Here is a 24362-nt window from a genome sequence, read left to right as displayed (position 1 = left end):
CACCCGGGCGTGGCCCGCCGCGCCCCGGGACCGTCCGCCTGCCATCCTGGGCCCTCGGGAAGACAGGCGGGGAAAACAGGCGGACGGAGGCACCCGTGGGCGTCATCGGCTGGATCGTGCTCGGGCTCATCGCGGGACTGATCGCGAAGGCCCTCATGCCGGGCAGGGACCCCGGTGGCTGCATCATCACGGTCCTGCTCGGCATCGCCGGCGCGTTCGTCGGCGGCTGGGTGGGCAAGACGTTGTTCCACACGCAGCTCGGCACGTTCTTCGACCTGCGCACGTGGGGCCTGGCGATCCTCGGCGCGCTGATCATCCTGGCCGGCTACCGGCTGATCTTCGGCCGCAGCCGCCGCGACTGACGCCGGTCAGTTCAGCGTGACGCCGTAGGCGCTCAGCGCCTCGCCGACGGGCTGGAAGAACGACGTCCCGCTGCCCTTGCCGGACGTGATGCCGAGCCCGGTGCTGCCGGCGAACAGGCACCCGCCGGAGTCGCCCGGGTTGACCAGCGCGCTCGTCTGGATCAGCTGCGACACCGAGCCTTCGGCGTAGTTCACCGTGACGTTCGTGGCCTGCACCGTGCCCGACGTCAGGTGCGTGGTGCTGCCGCTCTTGCTGATCCGCTGGCCGACCGTCGCGGTGCCGGCGGCGGTGATCCGCTGCGTCGAGCCGTTCCACAAGGTGACCGCGCCGGGCGCGCTGCCGGTCGTGTTGCGGATCAGGCCGTAGTCGTTGCCCGGGAAGCTCGAGCCCTGGGACGGGCCCACGTTCCACTGCGCCACGGCGCGGGTGCAGTGACCGGCGTCGACGATGTAGTTCTGGCCGCCGCGGTTGGTGTTGAAGCCGACCGAGCAGCGGACACCGCCGCCGGTGATGGCCTCGCCGTCGTAGATCGCCAGGTGCATCTCGCCGGGGACGCGCTCGACCCGGACGCGGTCGCCGAGCGAGGCGGCCGCCCGCAGCAGGGCGCCGGTGTTCTCGGCCGCGTCCGCCACGGTCAGGACCACCTGGTTCGCCTTCGGGTCGAGGCCGATCGACGTGTGCGCGACCGCGGGCAGCGCCCGCAGCGTGTCCTGCGCCTCCGCCAGCGCCGCGCTGGAGTGCTTGACCAGCCGGGCCTGGGCACCGGCCGCGGTGACCTGCGCGGCGGCCGCCTGGTCGAGCACGTTCACGACGGGTTCGGCCGCGGCGTCGAGGTACCCGTCGGCGGCGCGGGCGCCGAGGGCGGCGGTGACGCGGTGCACGGTTTCGACGCCGGCGGCCTGCGCGCGCAGGAACGAAAGTGCGGCGGACTCGCTGATCCCGGCGTCGGCCATCAGGGACGTGACGGCGTCGTGCTGCACTTCGGGCGAGTAGCCGTCGACTGTGGTCGCGGCGGCCGGGCTCATCAGGAAGCCGGCCGCCGCGGCGGCGGCCAGCAACGGGATGGCGAAGCGGGTGAGCGAACGTTTCGTGCGCATGCTGGTGACTCGCTTTCACGGGGAAGAACCGGCGCGAAGGATGGCCGCGCCGGTCCCGGTCGGAGGGGGTAACCGGTCGTCCGGTGCGCCGAGGGTGGTCCGGGGCCGGGGCGGGCGGTACCGACTTTCGTCGGACAGGACAAAAGATAGGTACCGGGCAATTCGCCTGAGCCCCGTCGTGCGTGCAACAACCGGACAGCGAATCGGTCCGGTCGCCGGCCGGGGTGGCAGGATGGCCCGGTGAACATGCGCACCAGGAACAACGTCGTCGTCACCGGCCGGGAAGACGGGACCGCGGTGCTGCTCGCCCACGGCTTCGGCTGTGATCAGAACCTGTGGCGCCTGCTCGTCCCGAGCCTGGCCGAGCGGTACCGCGTCGTGCTGTTCGACCACACCGGCGCCGGACGCTCCGACCTGTCGGCCTGGACCGCGCAGCGCTACGGCACCCTCGACGGGTATGCCGAGGACGTCCTCGCCATCTGCCACGAGCTCGAGCTGCGCGACGTCGTGCTGGTGGGCCATTCGGTCAGCGCGATGATCGCGGTGCTGGCCGCCAACCGCGAGCCGGACCGGTTCGCGAAGCTGGTGCTGCTCACGCCGTCGCCCCGCTACATCGACGACGAGGGGTACCGCGGCGGGTTCAGCCGCGAGGACATCGACGAGCTGCTCGAAGCGCTGGAGTCCAACTACCTCGGCTGGTCGGCGGCGATGGCGCCGGTGATCATGGGCAACCCGGACCGCCCGGAGCTGGGTGCGGAGCTGACGAACAGCTTCTGCCGCACCGATCCGGCGATCGCCCGGGTCTTCGCGCGGGCCACGTTCCTGTCCGACAACCGCGCCGACCTGGCCGGGGTGACCGTGCCGACGCTGATCGTCGAGTGCGCCGAGGACGCCATCGCCCCGCGCGAGGTCGGGCGGTTCACGCACGAGCGGATCGCGGGCAGCCGGCTGGTGACGCTCGCGGCGAACGGGCACTGCCCGCAGCTCAGCGCGCCGGAGGCGACCGCCCGCGCGATCATGGAGTTCGTGAGCGGTTCATGATGTGCGGAGCCGGGGCAGGTGGCCGGGAGGACGCCGATCCCGCGTTCTCCGCGTTGCTGGAGGACAGCGCGGAGGACCTCTACGAGAACGCGCCGTGCGGCTACCTCTCGACGTTGCTGGACGGCACGATCGCGAAGATCAACGCGACGCTGCTCGGCTGGCTGGGCTTGGACCGCGCGGACGTCGTCGGGCGCCGCCGGTTCTCCGACCTGCTCACCGTCGGCGGCCGGCTGTACCACGAAACGCACTTCGCGCCGCTGCTGCGCATGCAGGGCGAACTCAACGGCGTCGCGTTCGAGCTGAAGACGGCGAGCGGCGACCGGCTGCCGGTGCTGGTCACATCGGTCGTCAAGACCGGCGCCGGCGGCCAGGCGCAGCTCATCCGCACGACGGTGTTCGACGCTCGCGACCGGCGCGCCTACGAGCAGGAGCTGCTGCGGGCGCGCGACGAGGCCGAACGCGAACGCGACCGGGTGCAGCGGCTGGCGAGGACGCTGCAGCAGACATTGCTGCCGCCCGCCCTGGCCGAGGTGCCGGGCATGCAGGTCGCGGCGTACTACCACCCCGCGTCGGCCGACGAGGTGGGCGGCGACTTCTACGACCTGTTCCCGCTGGGCGGCGGCACGTGGGGGTTCTTCCTCGGCGACGTCTCGGGCAAGGGCGCCCCGGCGGCGGTGGTGACGTCGCTGGCGCGCTACACGCTGCGGGCGGCCGCGGTCCACGACCCGGACCCGACCGCCGCGCTCGGCACCCTCAACACCGTGCTGCACCACGAGTTCCACGGCGCCGACCCGCGGTACTGCACGGTCGTGCACGGCCGCATCCGCCCCGGCCGCGGCACCGCGACGGTCACCCTCGCGAGCGGCGGGCACCCGCCCGCCCTGGTGCTGCGGGCCGACGGATCGGCGTCGTTCGTCCCGCTCCCGGGCGGTCAGCTGGTCGGCGCCCTTCCCGACGCGCGGTTCGCGTCGGCGGAAGTGCTCCTCGCCGCCGGGGACACGATGCTGCTGTACACCGACGGGCTGACCGAAGCCCGCACGCGCGGGCGCGCCCGCTACAGCGAAGAACACCTGCGGGCCGACCTGACCGGCCGCACGCCGGCCACCGCGCCGGCGGTGGTCGAGGCGGTCACCGGCCTGCTGGCCGGCTTCGGCGACGGCGTCGAAGACGACACCGCGCTGCTCGCGTTCAGCGTCCCGCCGCCGGAAGGGCACCCGTCGTGACGAACCCGTTCACCGTTTCCACCCGGACGGCCCGGAGCGGCCCGATCGTGACCGTCGGCGGGGAGCTCGACGTGGCGACGGCGCCCCGACTGCGAGCCGGGATCGCGGAGCTGAGCCTCGCCGCCGGGCAGCTGCTGGTGGTGGAGCTGGCCGGGGTGACGTTCTGCGACTCCAGCGGGATTTCGGCGCTCATCGCGGCCCGGAACGCGGCCGAGGCGGCTTCGGCGGAGATCGCGCTGGTGGGCGTGCCGTCCCGGCTCGCCCGGACGTTCGCGTTGACCGGGCTGGCGGACTTCTTCCCGGCCTACCCGACGATCGAAGCCGCCGTCGCGGCCCACGGCTGAGCCCGGGCCGTTCACCGGCAGGGCGGACGGTAGCCGTCGATGCGCAGGCCGCGGAACTCGAGGCGGTTGGGCGTCTTGCCGACGAAGACCAGGCCGCGGGCCTCGGTGAGCGCGGACGTGAACGAGTACGCCGGCGTGCCCAGCTCCGGCAGCGACGTCCAGTCCCGTGGCTTGAAGCTGAAGAACCGCGTGACGAGCTTCCCGCCGGTCGACGGTACCCGGGTGAGCCACTTGTCCCCGCCGCTCCAGTGGGAGGCCGGGCGCAGCTGCACGTAGAGGTCGTCGGTCGCGCGGTAGGTCAGCCGGAAGCCGGCCGAGTGGGACAGGTCGGCCTGCGCGTCGAACCGGTTGCCGAGCCAGACGACCGCGACGTGCCATTCGACGTCGCGGAACTCGATTTTCGCGGCGTACCCGTGCTTTTCCCGGACGAGGATGTTCCCGGTGGCCGGGACGGTGGTGCCTTCCCCGCTGGCGAGCCACTGCTGGAACCGGTCGACGGACGGCGTCGCGCATTCACAGCCGGACGCGGCGTTCGCCGGCGGGGAGGCCAGGGTGAGCAGGAGGAGGGAGGCGAAGAGGGCGAGCGTCCGGGCGAAGGCGAGGCGCATGCCGGGAAGCTAGCACACCGGATGTGCCGTGCGTCACGGAATGCGCGGCGATCTTGGGCGCTACACAGGGATAGGAACCGTTCGAACCCCCAGGGAGGGCCATGTCCACCACGACGACAACGGAAGAAGCATCGACCACACCGGTGGTCCCGGCACTGGACGACTTCGACTTCCCGCTCACCGACGGCGCGGCCTGCCGCATCGACGACCCGGACTGCGAAGCCTGCCAGTGAATCCGCGGCCCCGGCGCGGGTTGTGCCGCGCCGGGACCGCGGTTTTGTCGGTGGTGGCCGGTAGCGTCCGCGGCATGGCACTTTCGGCAGAGGAAAGAGAGCAGTTCCTGGCAGAACCCCACATCGGCGCCCTGTCGGTGGTGGAGCGGCCGGACCGCGCACCGCTGACCATCCCGTTGTGGTACCAGTACAACCCGGGCGGCGAGCTGTGGGTGCGCACACTGCCGGAGTCCCGCAAGATGCGCGCGATCAAGGCGGCGGGCCGGTTCGGCTTGATGGCACAACGGACGGCACCGACGGTTCGGTACGTCTCGGTGGAAGGTCCGGTGACGCGGATCGAGCCGGACACCCCGGAGCGCGCGCACGAGATGGCGGCGCGGTACTTGCCGGCGGAGAAGGTCGGTGCGTATCTGGAGTTCGAGCGGACTCGGATCGGGGAGCATGTCGTGGTTTTCCTGCGGCCTGAGCGGTGGCTTTCGCTGGACATGGGGGCCTTTTGAGCGCGGTGTCCGGTTAGGACGGTGCTGGTTTGGTCTCCGGGGAGGCGGTGCGGGTGGGGACTTGTGCTGACCCCGGCCCACCGCAGCCGTAGGGCACGGGTCTGCCGCTTCCGGCAGCCCCGGGCGATGCCCTTGCGCCGCCCCAAGACCATCCACAGCCCTCAGGCGCCCGGCCGACAATCCCCAACGCCCCAGGCGAAGCCCCTGCGCCGCTCCAAGACCGCCACAGCCCTCAGGCGCCGGTCCGACACTCCCCACCGCCCCAGCGAAGCCCCTGCGCCGCCCCAAGACCCCCACAGCCCTCAGGCACCCGGCCGACACTCCCCGCCGCCCAGGGCGCAGCTTGCGCCCAGCCGAACCCCGGCTCAGCCGTAGGGTGCGCTTCGCGGCGCCTGCCGCATCCGGGGTGCCTGCGGGCGCGGTGGCGGCGGAGCCGTGCGCCGCGCCGGAGCCCGAGCCGGACCCTGGGCGCGGTCCGGACCTTGTGCCCAAGGCGCCGGCTGGGCGCGCTCTCGCTCCCGAACCGCCGGTGGGCGCGGGCGCGCCGGTGGGCGGGCGCGCGCCGCCGCCGGGCGCGGGCGGGGTTCGCTCACCGGGCGCGGCAGTGGACGGTTGGCCCACGAATCGAACAGCAAGATCAGCGCCGCGAATACCGCGCAGCCCACTCCCAGCAGCACGTTGACCAGCGCACCCAGGATCCCCGCCACCAGCAGGACCGGCAGCACCGCCATCAGGCAATACGGGTCGATCCGGCCGAACTTCGGGCGGGACGGCCCCTCCCGGGGGCTCACCGCGTCACCTCCGCTTTCGCTCGCGCCATGGTCGCAGTATGCAGCTCCGCGGCCCGTGCGGCCACCACCTCCGCCGAGAAATCCGGCAAAGCGGACACGTCGAACCGCCGACAAGAACGGACAGGATCGCCGCCATCCCGGGAAAACCCCGTCTCGCGTGGTGCAATGCGCCTAAAAAGGGGTTGCGCATGAGAGTTCGTTCCACCCTCGTCGCGGTCATGATCGCCAGCGGTGCCGTGACCGCCGCCACCGCGTCCGCGAGCCAGGCGCCGCCGCAGCTCGACTTCGCGAACCCCACGAGCCAGGCGCTTCTCGGCACCGCCTACACCGAAGCCCTGGACAACCTGCTCCGCACCAACACCATGGCCTACGACGCGAAGTACGACCGGAGCGGCCTGCTCGACCCCTCCGTCGGCCTCGTCCGCGCCGGCGGCGGGTACAGCCAGCCCTGGACCCGGGACGCTTCCGTCAACAGCTGGAACGCCACCAGCCTCCTCTCCCCCGCCCTCGCCGAGAACACGCTCTGGGCCGTCGTCGACAAGGACGCCGGTGGCGCCCTGCGCGTCCAGCAGGACGACCAGCAGTGGGACCAGGTCATCTGGGTCACCGCCGCCTGGCAGCACTACCTCGTCACCGGCGACAGCGGGTTCCTCGCCGACGCCTACCGGACCACGGCGAACACCCTGACCGTCCGCGAACACGCCACCACCGCCGGCTACAACGCCGCGTACGGGCTCTTCACCGGCGCGTCCTTCTTCAACGACGGCATCGCCGGCTACCCCGCGCCACCCGCCGACGCGACCGAGTCGGTCAGCACCGGGAGCATGCCCTGGCCCGGCGTTGCCGGCGGGATGTACCTCAGCACCAACGCGGTCTACTACGCCGCCTACGTCAACGCCGCGAACATGGCCGAACGGCTGGGCCGCCCGGGCCGGGAGGTCGCCGGCTACCGGACCAGGGCCGCCGCGCTCAAGGCCGCCATCAACCGGTACTTCTGGAACCCCAAGACCGGCCTGTACGACTACCAGCTGCTCGCCGACGGCGCCGCCGGCGCCTACCAGGAGGGCTCCGGGCTGGCGTTCGCCCTGCTCTTCGGCATCGCGAACCCGGCGCAGGCCCGGTCGATCGTCGCCCACGCCAGGGAAATGACCTGGGGCATGCCCGACACCTTTCCGAACTGGGACCGCTACTCGGACGCGCAACCCGGACGGCACAACGCGATCGTGTGGCCCCTCGTGCAGGGACTGTGGGCGAAAGCGCTGGCCGGGCAAGGGGAACAGAGCGCGTTCGCCTCCGAGGTGGCGCGCCTGGCGAAGCTCGCCGGCAACAACAGCGGGTTCTGGGAGATCTACAACGGCACCACCGGCGTCGTCGACGGCGGCTGGCAGCGGCTCGGCGACACCGTGAAGTTCCACTGGGGCTCCGAACCCGACCAGACGTGGTCGGCCACGGCGTTCCTCGACATGATCCACAGCGGCCTCTTCGGGCTGACCTTCACCGGCCGCGGCCTGGCGTTCGCACCCGACCTCCCCGCGGGCTGGGGTGACGTCACCCTGCGGAACCTCCGCTACCGCGCGGCGAACCTGACGATCGCGCTGCACGGCGCCGGCACCAGGATCGCCTCGTTCACCGTCGACGGCAGGCCGGCGCCCGGCAACGCCGTCCCGGCCACGCTCAGCGGCGACCACACCGTCGCCATCACCCTCACCGGCGCGGCCGACGGCGACCGGGACGGCGACCACGTGCCCGACGCCCGCGACCGCTGCCCCGACACCGCGGGCACCGTCGACGGCTGCCCGGCACCCGCGCACCTGGAGGCCGAGGACGCGCTCAACACCGGCGGCGTGAAGACGAACGTCAACCACAGCGGCTACTCCGGCCGCGCGTTCCTCGACGGGCTCTGGGCACAGGGCGCCGCGTCGTCGTTCACGCTGCACCGCACCTCCGCCGACGCCGCATCGGCCGCGATCACCGTGCGCTACGCCAACGCCAACAACGACACCCGCACGATGACGCTGTCGGTGGACGGGCGGCCGCTGCGCCAAGTGAGCTTCCCGAAGGTGTCCGGCAGCTGGGACGCCTGGGGCACGGTGACCTTCGCCGACGTCCCGCTCACCGGCCGGGACCCGGTGGTCACGCTGTCGTACGAAGCCGGCGACACCGGCAGCGTCAATCTCGACTGGCTGTCCGCCGGCTGAGCGACGACACCGGCCGGACACCACCGAGCCCGCCGGTTCCGGCACGGGTCGAGGCAGGTATACGTCACCCGAACCGGTGAACTCGCGGCCGGGCCGTCATTCCCGCGGCGCGGTCCCCTCTCGATCTGTGTCGCGGTGGCCGGGCGGCACGCCCCCCGACCGGCCGGCCACCGCGCACACACGCCTGGCCCCGCATACTGGGCCGGTGAGCGAACCGATCCCGCTGTTCCCCGTCACGCGCGTCGATCCCGCGCGGTTCGCCGCCGCGCAGCAGCGGCTCTTCACCGGGATGCGGCTGCACATCGGCCGGTCCGGCATCGCCCACCGGGTCGCGTGGGTGCCGTGGCTCGACGAGCTCACGCTGCCCGCGCCCGCCTGCCACCAGGGGTGGTCCGGCCTCGGCGCCGCCGGCGAGATCACGCCGACCAGCGACCCGGTCAACTGCCGCAAGTGCCTGCGGCTCGGCGGCGAACCCGACGACCCGCACCAGCACACCCTCTTCGCGCTGCCGGAACCGCAGTGACCGGTTAGCCGCGTCCCCGGCGGGTATCTCGGGCGGATGACGCAGAACCCAGACGCGGACACGCCGTCCCGGCGGTTCACGGCCGAGCTGGCCGAGGCCGCGATGGCCGGGGCGTACGACGACGTCGCCGACGCGCTCTACGTGCTGGCCCGCGCCGATTCGGTCCACGCGGCCGCCGGGATCGTCGAGGATCTCGTCGCCCGGTGCGCGTCGGTGATCCAGGCGCGGCAGCCGGCCGGGTCCGAGGCCGTCTTCACCGTCGTCGTGGCGGACGGCGACGCGCGTCCGGTCGAGGTCGACCGGCTGCCGCCGGGGCCGCTGGCCGCCCTGCGGGCCCTGCTGGCGGCCCTCGGCGGCGACGAGGCGAGCCGGGCCATCCACGTCGAGCTGGCCACCCGCGGCACGGCCGAAGAGGTCATCGGCGTGGTGAGCCACCTGCTCGTGTGGCTCGTGGAACTGTCGGACCGTTCGGCGGCGGCCCTGCCGTCGCTGAGCTGCTTCACGCGCTGACCGCCAGGAGGCCCCGATGAGCAGTGCCCACGACGGCGTGGTCGAGGTGACCGACCCCGAGGCCGGGACGATGACCGTGCGCGCGCAGGGCGCGCCGGCGGAGGACGACTTCGCGGCCGCACTGGCGGCCGCGGCCGCCGCCGGTGTCCCGGCCGTGCTCGTCGACCTGACCGGCGTCGACCACTTCACCACCGAAGCCGTCGCCGTGCTGCTGCCCCACCTGCGGGACCGCGACTACCGGGTGATCGTCTCCCCCTCGCCCGCGGTGGCCGGCAAGCTCGCCCGGCTCGGCCTGGCCGAAATCGTCGCGCCGGCAACGCAGTCCGTGTCGTGATCCGGGCGTCACGCCCACCCGGTCAGCTCCCGCGCCGCCGGGTAGCCGCACCCGAAACGCCCGGCGAAAGGACCCAGCCGATGTCTCCGTTCGACCCTCCCGCCGGGAATTCCCTCATGTTCGTCGGGACCGCGACGACGGTGCTGCGGCTGGGCCCGTTCACCCTCCTCACCGACCCCAACTTCCTCCACCGCGGCCAGTGGTCCTACTTCGGCCAGGGCATGTTCTCCCGGCGCCGCACCGAACCCGCGCTGCAGCCGGTGGAGCTGCCGCCGCTGACCGCCGTCGTGCTCTCGCACCTGCACGGCGACCACTTCGACCGGATCGCCGCCCGCGAGCTGCCGCGCGACACGCCGATCCTGACCACCGAGCACGCCGCCACCCGGCTGCTCCGCCGCGGCTTCCACGCCCCGCTTCCGCTGCCGACGTGGACGGCCGAGACCTTCACCGACGGCGACGCGCAGCTGACCGTGACCGCCGTTCCCGCGAAGCACGCGCCCGGGCTGATGCAGCGGATCCTGCCGCCGGTCATGGGCAGCGTGCTCGAGTATCGCGCCACCGCGGACGCGGCCCCACTGCGGATCTACGTCAGCGGCGACACCGTGCTGCACGACGACCTCGAAACCATCCGCGAGCACTTCCCCGACCTCGACCTCGCGGTCGTGCACCTCGGCGGGACGCGGGCCTTCGGCGTCCTCGTCAGCCTCGACCACCGCGGCGGCGTCGAGCTGCTGAACCTCCTCGAGCCGCGCCGCGCGGTGCCGGTCCACTTCGACGACTACGGCCTGTTCCACTCGCCCGTGTCGAACTTCCTCGAGGAAGTCCGGGTCCGCAATCCGCCCACCCGCGTCCAGCTGCTGCAGCGCGGCGAGTACCTGACGCTCTGAGTCGCCGGTTGAGCCGCCGCGGACCGGGTAACCGGGCACGCATGGGACCGGACGCCCTTCTCCAGAGCCTGACGCGCGTGGTGACCGCCCTGGACGGGACCGGGATCCGGTTCGCCGTCGCCGGCGGGCTGGCCGTGTACGCCCGTGGCGGACCGCCGTCCGACCACGACGTCGACCTGTTCCTCAAGCCCGGCGACACGGAGCGGGCCGCGCAGGTCCTCACCGCGGCCGGGCTGCGCCGCGCGCACCCGCCGGAGGACTGGCTGACGAAGGTCTACGACGGCGACGTCCTGGTCGACCTGATCCACCGGCCCAACCACCGGCCGGTGACCGACGAGCTGCTCGACCGCGCGGCGCTGATGCGGGTCGGGCCGACCGCGGCGCCGGTCCTGTCCGGGACCGACCTGCTCGTGGACAAGCTGCTGGTGCTCGACGCGCACCGCTGCGACTTCGAGCCGCTGCTGCGGATCGCCCGCGACCTGCGCGAGCAGGTGAACTGGACGGAGGTCGCCGTCCAGGTGTCGGCGTCGCCGTACGCGCGGGCGTTCCTGAGCCTGCTCGGCGACCTGTCCGTGATCGACCCGAAGGAGGCACTCGTGCCGGAACCGCCGCAATACCTCGTCGCCCGCCTCAGCCGGGCCCTCGCCGAAGATCCCCGCACCGCCGAGCTGGGCGTGCACGTGACGGTGCGCGGCGAGCACGTCCACCTGACCGGCGAGGTGACCTGCCCCGCGCGGAAGGCGGAGGTGGACGCCGTCGTCGCCGAGTACCTGACCGGGGAGCTGGTGCACAACGACGTCCGGGTCGCCGACGTCCGCGAACCGGCGAGCGCGGAGGAGATCAGCCGATGAGGATCGCCGCCGTCGGGGACGTGCACCTCGGAGAAGATTCGCGGGGCCTGCTGCGCCCCGCGCTGGAACACCTGGCGGGCACCGCCGACGTCCTGCTGCTGGCCGGCGACCTGACCCGGCACGGCACGTGCGCGGAGGCCCGCGTGGTGGCCGACGAGCTGACCGGGCTGGGCGTGCCGATCGCCGCGGTGCTCGGCAACCACGACCACCACAGCGACGAGGCCGAAGGGATCGCGGAGCTGCTCGGCGAGGCGGGCGTGGTGATGCTGGAGGGCACGAGCGCGCGGTTCGACCTGCCGGACGGGTCGCTGGGCGTCGCGGGCGTGAAGGGCTTCGGCGGCGGCTTCGCCGGCAAGTGCGCCAGCCGGTTCGGCGAGCGGGAGATGAAGGCGTTCGTCGAAACGACGATGGCGTCGGCCGACGCGCTGCGGTCCGCGCTGGCTTCGCTGGACACCGACGTGGTGGTCGCGCTCACGCACTACGCGCCGATCCCCGGGACGCTGCACGGCGAGCCACCGGAGATCCACCCGTTCCTCGGGTCCTACCTGCTGTGCGAGCCGATCGACGAGGTGGGCGCGGACTTGGCGCTGCACGGCCACGCGCACTTCGGCTGCGAGCAGGGCGTGACCCCCGGCGGGGTGCGGGTGCGGAACGTGGCCCAGCCGGTGATCCGCAAGGCGTACGCGCTGTACGAGCTGAACCCCGCGCGACTGGCCGCTCGCCGCTGACGCCGGTCGGAGCGCCGGGTGGCGCGGGGTCGGCTTGGCGCCGGCATGGGAAACCTCTCGGCCGGCCGCCGGGACGCGGGTCGGCGGCGCCAGTTCTCCAGCGCCGCCACGCCGAACCCGCGCGGCCGGCCGCCCGAGCGCCGGGCGGCGCCGGTTCTCTAGGTGCCGCCACGCCGGACCCGCGCCGCCACTCACCCGAGCGCCGGGCGGTGCGCGCCAGCTCCCCAGCACCACCACACCCAACCAGCACCGCCACTCCCCGAGCGGCCGGGTGCCGGTCGGGCGGCGCGGTTCTCCAGGCGCCGGCATGCAAACCTCTCGGCGCTAGCCGCCGGGCGCGGCGGCGCGGGTTCCCCAGGCGCCGCCATGCGGACCCGTGCGCGCCAGCTCCCCAATGCGGCCACGCCGGACCCGCGCCGCTACTCGCCCGAGCGCCGGGCGCGAGCGGTGCGTCGCCGGCTCTCCTTCTCCAGCGCGGTCACCAAATCCTCTTTGGACATTCGGGACCGCCCCGGGATACCGAGCTGTTTGGCCCGCTCGTACAGGTGCTGCCGGCTCGCCGTCGCGTTTACCCCGCCGCGTGTCGGCCGGGCCGGCCGGCCCGCGCCGCCGGCCGCCTGTTCGTCGGAGGGGCCTCGCTCCGGCTTCGGCTCCCAATGGTCGCCGACCTTCTCGAAAGAGTGCTTCAACGCCGCGTAGGCCGTCTGCTGCGCTCGCCTGCCGGGGCCGTACGTCCGCAGCGCCGAGTCGTGCGCGGCCACCCAGGTGTCCTGCGCCTTGCGCGGGGACCGCAGCAGCGTGCTGGGCAAGTCTTCACGTCCGGGCATGCGGGCTCGGCTACCCGGCCGGCCCAGGCACCAAACGACCCTTGACTCTCCAGCCGCTGGAGAGATTAGCGTCGCCGGCATGACGATCACCGTTCTCGACACCTACCCGGCCATGCGGGAGGTCCTGCGCGCGCCCGCCGCCGACCGGCCGGGGCTGCTGCGCGCGATGCTCCGGCCCGCCGCCGGCCTGTACCGGTACTTTCCCGGGGACGTCGACCTGGTGGCGATGCACCGGATGGGCTCGGGCTTCCCGCTCGACCGCGACGGCGAGCGATGCCTCGAGGCGCTGGAAGCGCTGCACGACGCCGGCGCGTGGAACCGGATCCGGCGGGCGCTCGACGACGCCGTCGCCGTGCAGGTCGCCGCGACCCCCGGCATCACGGTGCCGGACATCACCGTCCTGCTCGTCCTCGGCGATCCCGGGGACGAGCACTTCATGGGCCCGGCGCTGGGGTTGACCGCGAACGGCAGCGTGCCCGGGTACCTGTTCCTCAACCTGTGGCCGTATCCCGAGAACCTGGCGCGGCTGGAGGCGACGGCCGTCCACGAACTGCACCACAACCTCCGCTACGCCGAGGGCGCGGTGGGGTGGGACCCCGCGACGGTCACCGTCGGCGAGCAGGTGGTCTCCGAAGGGCTCGCGGACGCGTTCGCGCGTCAGCTCTACGGCGACGAACTCGGCTACACCCGGATGGGCGTGCCGCACCTGGGCGACGACGCCGTGTTCGCGAAGGTCGTCAGCGGCCTCGGTGTCACCGGCATGCGGAACTTCACCGCGTGGGTGCACGGCGACGCGACCGCCGTCCGCTACGGCGCGGCGCCGGTCGGGCTGCCGGCCGGCGCCGGGTACGCGGCCGGCAACCGCCTCGTCGACGCCTACCTGGCCGCCACCGGCCACACGCCCGCCGACGCGCTGCTGGTGGACAGCCGGGAAGTCATCGAGACCGCGCTGGGCGCTACCGCGTGAAGGTCAGGCAGTTGGCGGCGTGCCCGCCCTCGCCCGGCCCCACCCGGACGCTCGACGCGGTGCATTCGAGCGACGAGTTGTGCCGGCAGTCGGTGCGCGAGCAGGCGCCCACCTGAGCCACCACGCGGTCCAGGCCGCCTTTCGTGTTCAGCGGGACGAAGGTGCCGCAGTCGGCGGCGCCGTCGTCGCCGCCGACGGTGATCGCGAAGGCGTGGCAGCCGTCGTGGTTGTAGGAACAGCCGCTGACCGTGCATTCGTGCACGGCGGGCATCTCGGTGGTGGTCATGGCCGGCTCCTGGGTTCCGTGGCGGGAAACAGCTCGGTGCGCCCGACGCTGCCACCGGGTCCCGGACCCCGCAATTCGCGGCGCCCCGGCCGGGTGATCCACCCGCACGGCCGGGTGAGCGCCGGGGCCGCGCACGCCGGCGCGGCCCCGGCCCGCTCAGCGCAGCGGCTCGAGCGCCTTCGCCAGCGGCTCCAGCACGGCCGGGGTGTGCGGCGGCGGCAGGTAGACGATGGCGAGGTCCAGACCCGCTTCGCCGAGCGCCTCCGCCTCCGCGGCGACCTTCGCGTAGTCGCCGTCCGCGCCGAGCCGGACGTGCGAGGACAGCGTGATTTCGGCCGGGTCGCGGCCGATGTCCGCGCAGTGGCGGTGCAGCACGTCACGCTTGCGGGCGAACTCCTCGGGCGTCCCGCCGACGAAGTTCCAGTGCTGGGCGTACTTCGCGGCCGTGCGCAGTGTGCGCTTCTCGCCGCTGCCGCCGATGCAGATCGGCGGGTGCGGCTTCTGCACGGGCTTCGGCTCGCATCGCGCGTCGGTCAGCTGGTAGTGCTCGCCCTGGAACGTCGTCGCCTCCCGGGTGAGCAGCCCGACGATCACCTCGCAGGCTTCCTCGAACCGGTCGCTGCGCTCCTTCACCGAGCCGAGCCGCATGCCGTAGGCGCCGGACTCCTCTTCGTTCCAGCCGGCGCCGATGCCGATCTCCAGCCGTCCGCCGGAGACGATGTCGAGCGTCGCGGCCATGTTGGCCAGCAGCGCGGGGTGGCGGTAGTGGATCCCGCTGACGAGGGTGCCGAGCCGGAGCCGCTTCGTGGCCTGCGCGAGGGCGGTCAGCGTGACCCAGCCTTCCAGGCAGGGGCCGGTCGGGTCGGAGAAGATCGGGTAGAAGTGGTCGAACGTCCAGGCGGACTCGAACAGCTCGATCTCGTCGGCGGCCTGCCAGACCGCGAGCATGTCCGCCCAGGCCGTGTCCTGGGGTGAGGTCTTGATGGCGAATCGCATGATCGTGATCGTAAACCTGGAGTTCCTCCAGGAAGGGGCGCGCGAGCCGATCGCTCGATCCGGTGAAGTCCGCCGTCGCGCCGCCGTCGCCGGGTACTCCGTGCGAAAGAGGAGGAGACGATGCCCGACAACGAACTCCCCGGGTTCCTGATCATCGGACTGATCTTCGTGGTGGCGGACGGCCAGATCCTCTACCGCGGCGGCCGCCGCTACCTGAGCGGGCCGGACGGCGGTGAGGGGACCGGCTCGATGGCGTGGATGGTGGTGACGGTCTTCCACCTCGTCGCCTTCGGCGTGCTCGCGCTGCTTTCGGTGGTGGGCCCGGGGTGGTCGGGCTCGACGGCCGCGCTGGTCGGCCGGCTGGGCGTGTTCCTCCTCCTGCTGGCCGTCGCCCACGCGCTGACGCTGGCCGTGCTCGGCCGCCGCCGTCAGGACCACATCGTCGAGACCCACTTCCAGGACCGCGAACCCGACCGGACGGCGACCGAGGTGTACGTCCAGCCGGTCGGCGAGACCGGGATCGAGCAACCGGCCGTCACGCCGGTCCCCGGGCAGAGCGGGCCGGCGCCGCGCGTGAGCCCGGACATCGGGAACCACGGGCCCTATCGGGCGTGAGGCGGGGCCGTGGTCGTCACATGACGGTGCGTGGTCGAGGCCGCCCGTCCAGGTAATCACCCGTCCGTGTCTGCTCGGCGGCCGGTGCCCCTCGAATGCCGCAACGCGCGCTACCGGGCGTCGGCGCCGCACGGAAATCCGCCCCGGCCGGTGACCGCTTCGTGGTGCCCGGCCGGCCGGGCATCACGTTTCGCGCATCGCGGGGAACGCCGCCGCCGCCGGGAATCCTTGCCCGGACCGGCGATTTTGATAGCGTGGCCGGGCTTTCCCCGCCGCCGGGCCACGTCCCGCCGCGGCGTCTCCCGTTTCCCCCGCGGTGAAAGGACTTCTTCATGCGCACGACCCTGCTCCGAGCCGGGAGCCTGGCCGGGGTGACCGTCGCCGTGCTGGCCGGAACGGCCGGTGTCGCGGCCGCGGACGACGCCGTCACCGGGTCCGCCTACGGCGCGTCCGCCGACGTCTCGCTGCTGCCGGGCGTCCTGACCGGCGGCCGCGGGATCACCGTCGGCACCGGCAGGCTCGCCGAGTCCGGCAGTGGCGGCCCGTCGTCGGCGAGCGTCGCCGACGTCCCGCTCCGGGGTGTCGTGACCGCCAAGGCGATCGGCAGCTCGGTCGTCGGCGGCCCCGGATCCGTGGCCGCCAAGGCGAGTGTCGTGGAGGCGACGCTTCCGCTGCTCGCCCCGGCCGCCGGCCGCGTGCCGTCGATCCGGCTGGTCAGTGCCCGCTGCGCGTCGGCAGGCGGCGACGTCACGGGCAGCAGCGACCTCGCCGGGGTGAACCTCGGCCGGCTCGGCACGCTGCCCGCCGCGACGTCACCCAACCAGAAGCTCGGGATCCCCGGCGTCGCCGAAGTGACGGTCAACGAGCAGCTCCAGCGCTACGACGGCACGCTCGAGGTGACTGCCCTGCACATCAAGCTGCTGGGCGGCACGGCCACCGGCGCGCTCGGCACCGGCGACGTCAAGCTCGCCTCGGTCGCCTGCGGCCCGTCGAAGGAACCCGCGCCCGAGGCGCCGCCGCGGCCGGGCGGGCCCGGCCAGGTCGTCGTCGTCCCCGCCGGCGCGCCGCAGACCGGCGACGGCAGCCTCGCCGGGAACTGAGCCGATGCTGCGCCGCGCGCTTCTCGCCGCCGTTTCCGCGCTGCTGCTCGCCGGCTGCGGAGCGACGGCCACTCCCGCCGCACCGCCGCCGCCCGCCCCCGCGGCCGCCGGCCTGACGCGGTCCCTGCCGACCGCGCTCGACGTGCCCGCCATCGGTGCCAAGTCGACACTGGTGCCGCTGGGCCTCAATCCGGACCGCACGGTCGAGGTGCCGCCGGTCGACCAGCCGCTGCAGGCCGGCTGGTACGAATACGGCCCGACACCCGGCGAAGCCGGGCCGGCGGTGCTCCTCGGCCACATCGACGGCGACCACCGCAAGGGCATCTTCTGGCGGCTGCACGAGCTGAAGCCCGGCGACGCGGTGCACGTCGACCGCGCCGACGGCGGCCGGCTGACCTTCAAGGTGACGAAGGTCGACCAGGTCGCGAAACGCGAGTTCCCCACGGAAGCCGTGTACGGCAACACAACGCGCCCCGAGCTGCGGCTGATCACCTGCGGCGGCCCGTACGACGCGAAGAACCGCAACTACCTCGACAACGTCATCGTGTACGCCACGCTCGAGAAGTGAGACCGGGAACGGTTCGACGGCCCGGGCACGCGGAGCTGGTCGAAGAGGTGATCCCCCGGCTCGACACGACGGCGGCCGGCCTCGAGCGGACCGTGCTGCCGGGCGCGGCCGACGAGTTCGCCTTGAGAGCGGGCTGAGCCGTCAGCCGCGGCTCGCCTTCCGGAACTCGCGGTTCAACGTGGCGATGCTCGCGAACGGAATCCCCTTCGGGCACGCCGCGACGCACTCCCCGGTGTTGGTGCAGCCGCCGAAGCCTTCGGCGTCCATCGTCTCCACCATGGCGAGCACCCGCCGCGCGCGTTCCGGCTGCCCCTGCGGCAGCAGGCTCAGGTGCGTGACCTTCGCCGCCGTGAACAGCGTCGCCGAGCCGTTCGGGCACGCCGCCACGCAGGCGCCGCAGCCGATGCAGGTCGCGTTGTCGAACGCCAGGTCCGCGTCCGGCTTCGGGACCGGGGTCGCGTGGGCGTCCGGGGCACTGCCGGTCGGCGCGCTGACGTAGCCGCCGGCCTGGACGATCCGGTCCAGCGCCGAGCGGTCGACCACCAGGTCCTTGATCACCGGGAACCCCTCGGCGCGCCACGGTTCCACGTCGACGACGTCGCCGTCGCGGAAGGACCGCAGGTGCAGCTGGCACGACGTCGTGCGCTCCGGTCCGTGCGCCTGCCCGTTGATCACGACACCGCACGACCCGCAGATCCCTTCCCGGCAGTCGTGGTCGAAGGCGACCGGCTCCTCGCCGCGGCCGATCAGCTCCTCGTTGAGCACGTCCAGCAGTTCGAGTAACGACATGTCGGGGCTGGCGCCCTCGACCGGGTAGGAGACGAGCCGGCCTTCGGCGGCCGGACCGGCCTGCCGCCAGACGCGGACGGTGAGGTTCATGTGTAGCTCCGCTGGGTCGGGTGGACGTGCTCGAAGGTCAGGTCTTCGCGGTGCAGCACGGGCACGCCGTCCGGCCCGCCGTGCTCCCACGCGGCGACGTACGCGAAGTGCTCGTCGTCGCGCCGCGCCTCGCCTTCGGGGGTCTGGTGTTCTTCGCGGAAGTGGCCGCCGCAGGACTCTTCGCGCGCGAGCGCGTCGATGAGCAGCAGCTCCGCCAGCTCGAGGAAGTCGGCGACACGGTTCGCCTTTTCCAGCTCCTGGTTGAGTTCCGCGGCGGTGCCGGGGATGCGGACGTCGCGCCAGAACTCCGCGCGCAGCTCCGGCACCCGCGCCAGCGCCATGCGCAGGCCTTCGCGGTTGCGGGACATCCCGCAGTGGTCCCACATCAGCAGGCCCAGCTCGCGGTGGAAGGAGTCGGCGGACCGCGTTCCCCGCACCGCGAGCAGCCGCGTGATCCGGTCCCGCACCTCGGTTTCCGCCCGGGCGACGACGTCGGGCGGAACTTCGTCGAAGCGGTTGCCGCCGATGTAGTCGTTGAGCGTGACCGGGAGCACGAAGTAGCCGTCGGCGAGGCCCTGCATCAACGCCGACGCGCCGAGCCGGTTGGCGCCGTGGTCGGAGAAGTTCGCCTCCCCGATCACGAACAACCCGGGGATCGTGCTCTGCAGGTCGTAGTCGACCCAGAGGCCGCCCATCGTGTAGTGGATGGCCGGGTAGATCCGCATCGGCACCTCGTACGGGTCCTCCGCCGTGATGCGCTGGTACATCTCGAACAGGTTGCCGTAGCGGGTTTCGATCGCCGGGCGGCCCATCCGCTCGATCGCGTCGGCGAAGTCGAGGTAGACACCCAGGCCGCCGGGCCCGACGCCCAGCCCCGCGTCGCAGACGTTCTTGGCCGCCCGCGAAGCGATGTCGCGCGGCACCAGGTTGCCGAAGCCCGGGTACAGCCGCTCGAGGTAGTAGTCGCGCTCGGCCTCGGGGATCTCCGACGGCGGCCGCGGGTCGCCCTGGCGGCGGGGCACCCAGATGCGGCCGTCGTTGCGCAGCGACTCGCTCATCAGCGTCAGCTTCGACTGGTGCTCCCCAGACCGCGGGATGCACGTCGGGTGGATCTGCGTGAAGCACGGGTTGGCGAAGTACGCGCCGCGCTTGTGCGCCCGCCAGATCGCCGTCGCGTTCGAGCCCTTGGCGTTGGTGGAGAGGGAGAAGACGTTGCCGTAGCCGCCCGTGGCGAGCACCACGGCGTCGGCCAGGTGCGTGCGGATCTCGCCGGTCACCAGGTCCCGCGCGACGATGCCGCGCGCCCGGCCGCCGGCGACGACCAGGTCGAGCATCTCGGTCCGCGGGTGCAGCTCGACGTTCCCGGCGTCGATCTGCCGGGACAGCGCCTGGTAGGCGCCGATCAGCAGCTGCTGCCCGGTCTGGCCGCGGGCGTAGAACGTCCGCTGCACCTGGACCCCGCCGAAGGAGCGCGTGTCCAGCAGGCCGCCGTATTCGCGGGCGAACGGCACGCCCTGGGCCACGGCCTGGTCGATGATCCGGGCCGACACCTGGGCGAGCCGGTACACATTGGACTCCCGCGACCGGAAGTCGCCGCCTTTCACGGTGTCGTAGAACAACCGGAACACCGAGTCGCCGTCGTTGCGGTAGTTCTTCGCCGCGTTGATCCCGCCCTGCGCGGCGACCGAGTGCGCGCGCCGCGGCGAGTCCTGGAAGCAGAACTGCACGACCTGGTAGCCCTGCTCGGCCAGGGTCGCCCCGGCCGACCCGCCGGCCAGCCCGGTGCCCACGACGATCACGCGGTGCTTGCGCCGGTTCGCCGGGTTCACCAGCTTCGCGGCGAACTTCCGTTCGTCCCACCGGTTTTCCAGCGCGACGGCGGGAGCCTTCGTGTCGGCGATCGGGTCGCCCGTGCGGTAGTCCGTCATCAGTGCACCAGTCCTGTCATGATCGCGATCGGGACGAGCGCGTAGCCGCCCGCGATCACGACCGCCGTCGTGCGGCCGAGGATCTTGACGGCCCGCTCCCGCTTCGCGCCGGTCACGCCGAGAGTGCGCGCGGCACTGGCGAAGCCGTGGTGGATGTGCAGGCCCAGCATGGCGAGGGCGACCAGGTAGATCAGGTTCACCCACCAGACCCGGAAGTCCGCCAGGAGGTTGTGGTACGGGTCGCCCGGCACGTAGTCCCGGTTCACCGCGCCGACGGTGAAGTCGAGGATGTGCCAGACGACGAACACCGCCAGCGTCGCGCCGCCCCAACGCATCGTGCGCACCGCGAAGGTGGCGCGCACCGGCCGCCGGTGGACGTAGGGCACCGGCCGGGCGCGGCGGGCGCGCCCGGCCAGCTGCACCGCGGCGGTGACGTGCAGGACGAGCGCGGCGAGCAGGACCACGCGCTGGATCCAGAGGAACCAGCCGTGGTGCAGCACCGGTTCGCCGAGGGTGCGCAGCCAGTGCGCGTAGCCGTTGAGGTCGGCGCCGCCGAGGAACGTCTTGAGGTTGCCCAGCATGTGCGCGAACACGAACGCGAGCAGCAGGCCGCCGCTCACCGCCATGACGATCTTCTTGCCGATCGTCGAGGCCCAGAACCGCCGGACGGGACGCCGGGTCGCGAGGTCGTTCACCACCCGGCCGACGGTAAGCGGGCCCTGATCAGAGGTCAAAGACATGATAGCTCTGCAGTTGATAGGCGCCAGCTATCATGAGCGAGTGCAGTTCCAGCAGCTCGCCTACTTCGTCGCCGTCGCCGAAGACCGCCACTTCACCCGCGCAGCCGAGCGGGTGCGCGTCGCCCAGCCGTCGCTGTCCCAGCAGATCCGGGCGCTGGAGCACGATCTCGGCGCGCCGCTGTTCCACCGGATCCGCGGCAATGTGACCCTCACCGAGGCGGGCGAAGTCCTGCTGCCGATCGCGCGGCGGATCCTCGCCGAGACCGAGACCGCCCGGCGGGCCATCCGGGAGCTGGACGAGCTCGACCGCGGCCGCGTCCGGCTGGGCGCCCCGCCGAGCCTGTGCACGGGCCTGCTCCCGGCGATGCTCGGGGCGTTCCGCCGCCGTTATCCGGGCATCCAGCTGGAACTGCAGGAAAGCGGCTCGCGCGACCTGCGCCAGCGGCTGGCCGAAGGCGCGCTGGACCTGGCGCTGCTGGCCGCCGCCCCGGCCGACCCGCACCTGGCCGCGACCCCGTTGCTGCTGGAAGAGCTGGTCCTCGTCTCGCCGGCGGACGCCCCGGCCCGGCGCACCCGGCTCGAGGTCCGGGAGCTGGCCGACGTCCCGCTGGTGATGTTCCGCCGCGGCTACGACGTCCGGGAGGCGACGGTCAACGCCTGCCGCGCGGCCGGGTTCGAACCGGCGTTCGCGATCGAGGGCGGCGAGATGGACGCCGTCCTGGAGCTGGTGCGGGCCGGCGTGGGGTCCGCGGTGGTGCCGAGCACGGTGGCCGGCGACCGGTTCCGGATGACACGGTTCGTGCCGGAGGCGGGCATGACCCGCGTCGTGCAGCTGGCCTACCGCAAGCAGGTCGAACCGACCCGGGCGGTGCGCGCGCTGCGGACGGCGATCGTGGGGTTCGTGGCCGACCGGACCCGCCTGCCGCCGGGCATCGAGTCCCTTGTGGACGGACGGGCCCGACGAACGGGGGGTTGACTCCGGCGTGGCCGGGGAGTGCCATGGATGCCGTGAATCGTCTGCGCTCGGCCGCCGTGCTCGTCGCTCTCGCCGGTTCCCTGCTGGCCCCGGTCCCCGCCGTCGCCGCCACGGGCCTCGGCTTCGACCTGGACGCGGCCACCATCCCGGACCTGCAGCAGCGGATGGCGGGCGGCAGCCTCACCTCGGTGCGGCTGACCGCGGCCTACCTGCACCGGATCGAAGACCTCGACGGCAAGGTCCACTCCGTGGTCGCCGTCGACCCCGGTGCGCTGCGCGCCGCCGCCGCGAGCGACGCCCGCCGCCGGACCGGCCGGCCGCTCAGCCGGCTGGACGGGATCCCGGTGCTGCTCAAGGACAACATCGACACGCGCACGCAGCCGGCGACCGCGGGGTCACGGGCGCTGCCGCGCAGCCGCCCGGCGGCCGACGCGGCGCTGGTGGACCGGCTGCAGCGCGGCGGCGCGGTGATCCTCGGCAAGACGAACCTGTCCGAGTGGGCGAACTTCCGCTCCACCCACTCGACGTCCGGCTGGTCCGCGGTCGGCGGCCAGACGAACAACCCGTACGTCCTCGACCGCAACCCGTGCGGCTCGTCCTCCGGTTCCGGCGCCGCCGTGGCGGCCACCCTGGCCCAGGTCGCGATCGGCACCGAGACCGACGGCTCGATCGTCTGCCCGGCCGGCGCCAACGACGTCGTCGGCGCGAAGCCGACGCTCGGGCTGGTCAGCCGGACCGGCGTGGTGCCGATCTCCGCCGAGCAGGACACCGCCGGGCCGATGGCGCGCCACGTCGTCGACGCCGCCATCACGCTGTCCGTGCTGCAGGGCCGCGACCCGGCCGACCCCGCGACGGCGGCGATCCCGGCCGGGCAGCCGCGGGACTACGCGGCCCTGCTGCGCCCGGGCGCCCTGCGCGGCGCCCGGATCGGGGTCTGGCGGCTGGCCGGGCTGGACGCCGACGTCGACCGGGTCGTCGGGGACGCCGTGCGGACGCTGACCGCCCGCGGCGCCACGGTCGTCGACGTGGACCTGCCCAACCAGGACCGGATCGGGGCCGCCGAGACGCCGGCGCTGCTCACCGAGTTCAAGCACGACCTCGACGCCTACCTCGCCCACCGGCCCGGCCACCCGGCCACGCTCGAGGAGCTGATCGCGTTCGACCGGAGCGACCCGGTCGAGCTGTCGAAGTTCGGCCAGGAGCTGTTCGAGCAGGCCGCGGCCGCGCCACCGCCGAGCGACCCGGGTTACCGGCAGCAGCGCGAGACGGCGACTTCGCTGGCCCGGCGGTCGATCGACGAGACGCTGTCGCGGCTGCACCTGGACGCGATCATGGCGCCGACCAACAGCCCGGCGTGGAAGACGGACTACGCGACCGGCGACGCGTTCGTGCTGGGCTCGTCGACCCCGGCGGCGGTCGCGGGCTACCCGAACGTGTCGGTCCCGGCCGGGTTCGCGGGCCCGCTCCCGATCGGCGTCTCGTTCTTCGCGGGCCGCTGGGCCGACGCCCGGGTCCTCGCGCTCGCTGCGGCGTTCGAGCGCGCCGCCCCGGCGCGCCGGGCCCCGGCGTTCCTCCCGACGATCGGTTCCTGACCGCCTCACCCGGCGGCGACCGGCCGGGACGCCACCCGGACGTGGGCGCGTTCGCCCTGCCGGCCGACGAGGCTGAGGAACTCGACCGGCTCCGCGCCCGTGGCGCCGAACCAGTGCGGCGTCCGGGTGTCGAACTCCGCCGCCTCGCCCGGCCCGAGGACGAGGTCGTGCTCGCCGAGGACCAGGCGGAGCGTTCCGTTGAGCACGTACACCCAGTCGTGGCCCTCGTGCGTCCGCGGGTCGGGCTCCGCGTCCCCGGCGGGCAGGACGAACTTGTACGCCTGGATGCCGCCCGGCCGGCGGGTCAGCGGGATGATCGTCGCGCCGTCCCGGCAGGCGATGGGACGCAGGTTCACGCGCGGGTCGCCGGTCGGCGGCGCGTCGACGAGCTCGTCGAGGGTCACGCCGTGGGCCCGCGCCAGCGGGAGGAGCTGCTCCAGCGTGGGGCGGCGCAGGCCCGCCTCCAGGCGTGACAGCGTGCTCGCGGAAATGCCGGTCTGCTCGGCCAGCGCGGTGAGCGTGGTGTCCCGCTGCTGACGGAGCCGCTTCAGCCGGGGGCCGACGGCGTCGAGCGCCCGGTCGATCTCGTCCATGCCCCCATTTTGCCAATCGGCAAGAAGCTTTGCCAATTCGCCAGCCGCTCCGGCACGGTGGCCG

29 protein-coding genes are annotated in these 24362 nt (G+C 73.2%); 20 read left to right on the top strand and 9 right to left on the bottom strand.

The genetic code is table 11. The features are described from left to right. Positions 1 to 95 precede the first annotated feature (95 nt). Positions 96 to 362: a GlsB/YeaQ/YmgE family stress response membrane protein gene (locus BT341_RS23415; RefSeq protein WP_072478320.1), complete on the top strand. Its 267-nt coding sequence runs from the start codon at positions 96 to 98 to the stop codon at positions 360 to 362. Positions 363 to 368: 6 nt separating this feature from the next. Here BT341_RS23415 and BT341_RS23410 read toward each other — a convergent pair whose 3' ends face one another. Continuing rightward, positions 369 to 1460, bottom strand: a complete 1092-nt coding sequence (locus BT341_RS23410) for a S1 family peptidase (protein WP_072478319.1) — start codon at positions 1458 to 1460, stop codon at positions 369 to 371. A gap of 240 nt (positions 1461 to 1700) precedes the next feature. On the opposite strand from BT341_RS23410, the gene BT341_RS23405 reads away from it, so the two are divergent. From BT341_RS23405 to BT341_RS23395, 3 genes are read left to right on the top strand one after another with little or no spacing between them, the layout of a single operon-like run. Further along, the gene (locus BT341_RS23405) at positions 1701 to 2501 is read left to right on the top strand and encodes an alpha/beta fold hydrolase (RefSeq protein ID WP_072478318.1); all 801 of its coding nucleotides are present in this window, start codon (positions 1701 to 1703) and stop codon (positions 2499 to 2501) included. Then, positions 2498 to 3724: a PP2C family protein-serine/threonine phosphatase gene (locus tag BT341_RS23400; RefSeq protein WP_177328884.1), complete on the top strand. Its 1227-nt coding sequence runs from the start codon at positions 2498 to 2500 to the stop codon at positions 3722 to 3724. The genes BT341_RS23405 and BT341_RS23400 overlap by 4 nt, the downstream gene beginning before the upstream one ends. Next, complete coding sequence (locus tag BT341_RS23395; protein ID WP_072478317.1) at positions 3721 to 4068, top strand: STAS domain-containing protein; 348 nt, start codon at positions 3721 to 3723, stop codon at positions 4066 to 4068. Before BT341_RS23400 ends, BT341_RS23395 begins: the two co-directional genes overlap by 4 nt. A gap of 11 nt (positions 4069 to 4079) precedes the next feature. Here BT341_RS23395 and BT341_RS23390 read toward each other — a convergent pair whose 3' ends face one another. Further along, entirely contained in the window at positions 4080 to 4676 is a 597-nt protein-coding gene (locus BT341_RS23390) for a hypothetical protein (RefSeq protein WP_072478316.1), read from the bottom strand. 101 nt (positions 4677 to 4777) lie between these two features. Here BT341_RS23390 and BT341_RS47365 point away from each other — a divergent pair, with 101 nt between their 5' ends. The 9 genes from BT341_RS47365 (at position 4778) to BT341_RS23350 (ending at position 12231) form a co-directional block, all read left to right on the top strand. Further along, positions 4778 to 4909, top strand: a complete 132-nt coding sequence (locus BT341_RS47365; RefSeq protein WP_281256002.1) for a hypothetical protein — start codon at positions 4778 to 4780, stop codon at positions 4907 to 4909. A 50-nt stretch (positions 4910 to 4959) separates the two neighbouring features. Further along, positions 4960 to 5409: a pyridoxamine 5'-phosphate oxidase family protein gene (locus BT341_RS23385; protein ID WP_425426491.1), complete on the top strand. Its 450-nt coding sequence runs from the start codon at positions 4960 to 4962 to the stop codon at positions 5407 to 5409. Between the two features lie 979 nt (positions 5410 to 6388). Beyond that, positions 6389 to 8398, top strand: a complete 2010-nt coding sequence (locus BT341_RS23380; protein ID WP_072478315.1) for an MGH1-like glycoside hydrolase domain-containing protein — start codon at positions 6389 to 6391, stop codon at positions 8396 to 8398. Between the two features lie 205 nt (positions 8399 to 8603). Next, positions 8604 to 8921: a hypothetical protein gene (locus BT341_RS23375; protein ID WP_245805076.1), complete on the top strand. Its 318-nt coding sequence runs from the start codon at positions 8604 to 8606 to the stop codon at positions 8919 to 8921. Positions 8922 to 8957: 36 nt separating this feature from the next. Next, positions 8958 to 9431 (top strand): hypothetical protein, encoded by a 474-nt coding sequence (locus tag BT341_RS23370; RefSeq protein ID WP_072478314.1) that lies wholly within the window; start codon positions 8958 to 8960, stop codon positions 9429 to 9431. Positions 9432 to 9447: 16 nt separating this feature from the next. Next, positions 9448 to 9765, top strand: a complete 318-nt coding sequence (locus BT341_RS23365) for an STAS domain-containing protein (RefSeq protein WP_072478313.1) — start codon at positions 9448 to 9450, stop codon at positions 9763 to 9765. Between the two features lie 80 nt (positions 9766 to 9845). Continuing rightward, on the top strand, positions 9846 to 10652 hold the full coding sequence (locus tag BT341_RS23360; RefSeq protein ID WP_072478312.1) for an MBL fold metallo-hydrolase: 807 nt from the start codon (positions 9846 to 9848) through the stop codon (positions 10650 to 10652). A 41-nt stretch (positions 10653 to 10693) separates the two neighbouring features. Continuing rightward, entirely contained in the window at positions 10694 to 11503 is an 810-nt protein-coding gene (locus tag BT341_RS23355; RefSeq protein ID WP_483860500.1) for a nucleotidyltransferase family protein, read from the top strand. Continuing rightward, positions 11500 to 12231 carry a metallophosphoesterase family protein gene (locus BT341_RS23350; RefSeq protein WP_072478311.1) on the top strand — a complete coding sequence of 244 codons (732 nt, stop codon included), beginning with the start codon at positions 11500 to 11502 and terminating at the stop codon, positions 12229 to 12231. The genes BT341_RS23355 and BT341_RS23350 overlap by 4 nt, the downstream gene beginning before the upstream one ends. 419 nt (positions 12232 to 12650) lie before the next feature. Here BT341_RS23350 and BT341_RS23345 read toward each other — a convergent pair whose 3' ends face one another. Beyond that, positions 12651 to 13058, bottom strand: a complete 408-nt coding sequence (locus BT341_RS23345) for a ChaB family protein (RefSeq protein WP_072478310.1) — start codon at positions 13056 to 13058, stop codon at positions 12651 to 12653. Positions 13059 to 13137: 79 nt separating this feature from the next. On the opposite strand from BT341_RS23345, the gene BT341_RS23340 reads away from it, so the two are divergent. Further along, positions 13138 to 14025, top strand: coding sequence for a DUF2268 domain-containing putative Zn-dependent protease (locus BT341_RS23340; RefSeq protein WP_072478309.1), 888 nt, complete (start codon positions 13138 to 13140; stop codon positions 14023 to 14025). Here the strand turns inward: BT341_RS23340 and BT341_RS23335 are convergent. Further along, positions 14015 to 14311 (bottom strand): DUF1540 domain-containing protein, encoded by a 297-nt coding sequence (locus BT341_RS23335; protein ID WP_072478308.1) that lies wholly within the window; start codon positions 14309 to 14311, stop codon positions 14015 to 14017. The genes BT341_RS23340 and BT341_RS23335 overlap by 11 nt on opposite strands. Before the next feature lie 156 nt (positions 14312 to 14467). Further along, complete coding sequence (locus BT341_RS23330; RefSeq protein ID WP_072478307.1) at positions 14468 to 15307, bottom strand: LLM class F420-dependent oxidoreductase; 840 nt, start codon at positions 15305 to 15307, stop codon at positions 14468 to 14470. A 120-nt stretch (positions 15308 to 15427) separates the two neighbouring features. Here BT341_RS23330 and BT341_RS23325 point away from each other — a divergent pair, with 120 nt between their 5' ends. The 4 genes from BT341_RS23325 to BT341_RS44445 all read left to right on the top strand — a co-directional run bounded on the left by BT341_RS23325 (position 15428) and on the right by BT341_RS44445 (position 17727). Further along, a complete protein-coding gene (locus BT341_RS23325) occupies positions 15428 to 15922 on the top strand; it encodes a hypothetical protein (protein WP_072478306.1) in 495 nt (164 codons plus the stop codon). Positions 15923 to 16254: 332 nt separating this feature from the next. Continuing rightward, entirely contained in the window at positions 16255 to 17022 is a 768-nt protein-coding gene (locus BT341_RS23320; protein ID WP_072478305.1) for a choice-of-anchor P family protein, read from the top strand. A gap of 4 nt (positions 17023 to 17026) precedes the next feature. Continuing rightward, on the top strand, positions 17027 to 17590 hold the full coding sequence (locus tag BT341_RS23315; protein WP_072478304.1) for a class F sortase: 564 nt from the start codon (positions 17027 to 17029) through the stop codon (positions 17588 to 17590). Beyond that, positions 17587 to 17727 (top strand): hypothetical protein, encoded by a 141-nt coding sequence (locus BT341_RS44445; RefSeq protein WP_218177761.1) that lies wholly within the window; start codon positions 17587 to 17589, stop codon positions 17725 to 17727. Before BT341_RS23315 ends, BT341_RS44445 begins: the two co-directional genes overlap by 4 nt. Positions 17728 to 17731: 4 nt before the next feature. Here the strand turns inward: BT341_RS44445 and BT341_RS23310 are convergent, their stop codons facing one another. From BT341_RS23310 to BT341_RS23300, 3 genes are read right to left on the bottom strand one after another with little or no spacing between them, the layout of a single operon-like run. Continuing rightward, entirely contained in the window at positions 17732 to 18469 is a 738-nt protein-coding gene (locus BT341_RS23310) for a succinate dehydrogenase/fumarate reductase iron-sulfur subunit (RefSeq protein ID WP_072478303.1), read from the bottom strand. Beyond that, entirely contained in the window at positions 18466 to 20397 is a 1932-nt protein-coding gene (locus tag BT341_RS23305; RefSeq protein WP_072478302.1) for a fumarate reductase/succinate dehydrogenase flavoprotein subunit, read from the bottom strand. Before BT341_RS23305 ends, BT341_RS23310 begins: the two co-directional genes overlap by 4 nt. Further along, complete coding sequence (locus tag BT341_RS23300) at positions 20397 to 21095, bottom strand: succinate dehydrogenase cytochrome b subunit (RefSeq protein ID WP_072478301.1); 699 nt, start codon at positions 21093 to 21095, stop codon at positions 20397 to 20399. Before BT341_RS23300 ends, BT341_RS23305 begins: the two co-directional genes overlap by 1 nt. 82 nt (positions 21096 to 21177) lie before the next feature. Here BT341_RS23300 and BT341_RS23295 point away from each other — a divergent pair, with 82 nt between their 5' ends. Further along, positions 21178 to 22113 (top strand): LysR family transcriptional regulator, encoded by a 936-nt coding sequence (locus tag BT341_RS23295; RefSeq protein ID WP_072478300.1) that lies wholly within the window; start codon positions 21178 to 21180, stop codon positions 22111 to 22113. A gap of 23 nt (positions 22114 to 22136) precedes the next feature. Further along, positions 22137 to 23705 carry an amidase gene (locus BT341_RS23290; protein ID WP_072478299.1) on the top strand — a complete coding sequence of 523 codons (1569 nt, stop codon included), beginning with the start codon at positions 22137 to 22139 and terminating at the stop codon, positions 23703 to 23705. Positions 23706 to 23710: 5 nt separating this feature from the next. Here the strand turns inward: BT341_RS23290 and BT341_RS23285 are convergent, their stop codons facing one another. Continuing rightward, positions 23711 to 24298, bottom strand: coding sequence for a helix-turn-helix domain-containing protein (locus tag BT341_RS23285; protein WP_072478298.1), 588 nt, complete (start codon positions 24296 to 24298; stop codon positions 23711 to 23713). Between the last annotated feature and the right edge of the window lie 64 nt (positions 24299 to 24362).

It is taken from the genome of Amycolatopsis australiensis, from assembly GCF_900119165.1.
GTDB lineage: Bacteria > Actinomycetota > Actinomycetes > Mycobacteriales > Pseudonocardiaceae > Amycolatopsis > Amycolatopsis australiensis.
This window is presented reverse-complemented; position numbering and strand designations above follow the sequence as displayed.

Coding starts and splice junctions, on each gene's coding strand:
- BT341_RS23305 (WP_072478302.1), bottom strand. CDS start 20,397: ATGACGGACTACCGCACGGGCGACCCGATCGCCGACACGAAGGCTCCC.
- BT341_RS23370 (WP_072478314.1), top strand. CDS start 8,958: ATGACGCAGAACCCAGACGCGGACACGCCGTCCCGGCGGTTCACGGCC.
- BT341_RS23310 (WP_072478303.1), bottom strand. CDS start 18,469: ATGAACCTCACCGTCCGCGTCTGGCGGCAGGCCGGTCCGGCCGCCGAA.
- BT341_RS23315 (WP_072478304.1), top strand. CDS start 17,027: ATGCTGCGCCGCGCGCTTCTCGCCGCCGTTTCCGCGCTGCTGCTCGCC.
- BT341_RS23365 (WP_072478313.1), top strand. CDS start 9,448: ATGAGCAGTGCCCACGACGGCGTGGTCGAGGTGACCGACCCCGAGGCC.
- BT341_RS23290 (WP_072478299.1), top strand. CDS start 22,137: ATGGATGCCGTGAATCGTCTGCGCTCGGCCGCCGTGCTCGTCGCTCTC.
- BT341_RS23345 (WP_072478310.1), bottom strand. CDS start 13,058: ATGCCCGGACGTGAAGACTTGCCCAGCACGCTGCTGCGGTCCCCGCGC.
- BT341_RS23325 (WP_072478306.1), top strand. CDS start 15,428: ATGCCCGACAACGAACTCCCCGGGTTCCTGATCATCGGACTGATCTTC.
- BT341_RS23350 (WP_072478311.1), top strand. CDS start 11,500: ATGAGGATCGCCGCCGTCGGGGACGTGCACCTCGGAGAAGATTCGCGG.
- BT341_RS47365 (WP_281256002.1), top strand. CDS start 4,778: ATGTCCACCACGACGACAACGGAAGAAGCATCGACCACACCGGTGGTC.
- BT341_RS23390 (WP_072478316.1), bottom strand. CDS start 4,676: ATGCGCCTCGCCTTCGCCCGGACGCTCGCCCTCTTCGCCTCCCTCCTC.
- BT341_RS23355 (WP_483860500.1), top strand. CDS start 10,694: ATGGGACCGGACGCCCTTCTCCAGAGCCTGACGCGCGTGGTGACCGCC.
- BT341_RS23340 (WP_072478309.1), top strand. CDS start 13,138: ATGACGATCACCGTTCTCGACACCTACCCGGCCATGCGGGAGGTCCTG.
- BT341_RS23380 (WP_072478315.1), top strand. CDS start 6,389: ATGAGAGTTCGTTCCACCCTCGTCGCGGTCATGATCGCCAGCGGTGCC.
- BT341_RS23360 (WP_072478312.1), top strand. CDS start 9,846: ATGTCTCCGTTCGACCCTCCCGCCGGGAATTCCCTCATGTTCGTCGGG.
- BT341_RS23330 (WP_072478307.1), bottom strand. CDS start 15,307: ATGCGATTCGCCATCAAGACCTCACCCCAGGACACGGCCTGGGCGGAC.
- BT341_RS23335 (WP_072478308.1), bottom strand. CDS start 14,311: ATGACCACCACCGAGATGCCCGCCGTGCACGAATGCACGGTCAGCGGC.
- BT341_RS23400 (WP_177328884.1), top strand. CDS start 2,498: ATGATGTGCGGAGCCGGGGCAGGTGGCCGGGAGGACGCCGATCCCGCG.
- BT341_RS23410 (WP_072478319.1), bottom strand. CDS start 1,460: ATGCGCACGAAACGTTCGCTCACCCGCTTCGCCATCCCGTTGCTGGCC.
- BT341_RS23285 (WP_072478298.1), bottom strand. CDS start 24,298: ATGGACGAGATCGACCGGGCGCTCGACGCCGTCGGCCCCCGGCTGAAG.
- BT341_RS23320 (WP_072478305.1), top strand. CDS start 16,255: ATGCGCACGACCCTGCTCCGAGCCGGGAGCCTGGCCGGGGTGACCGTC.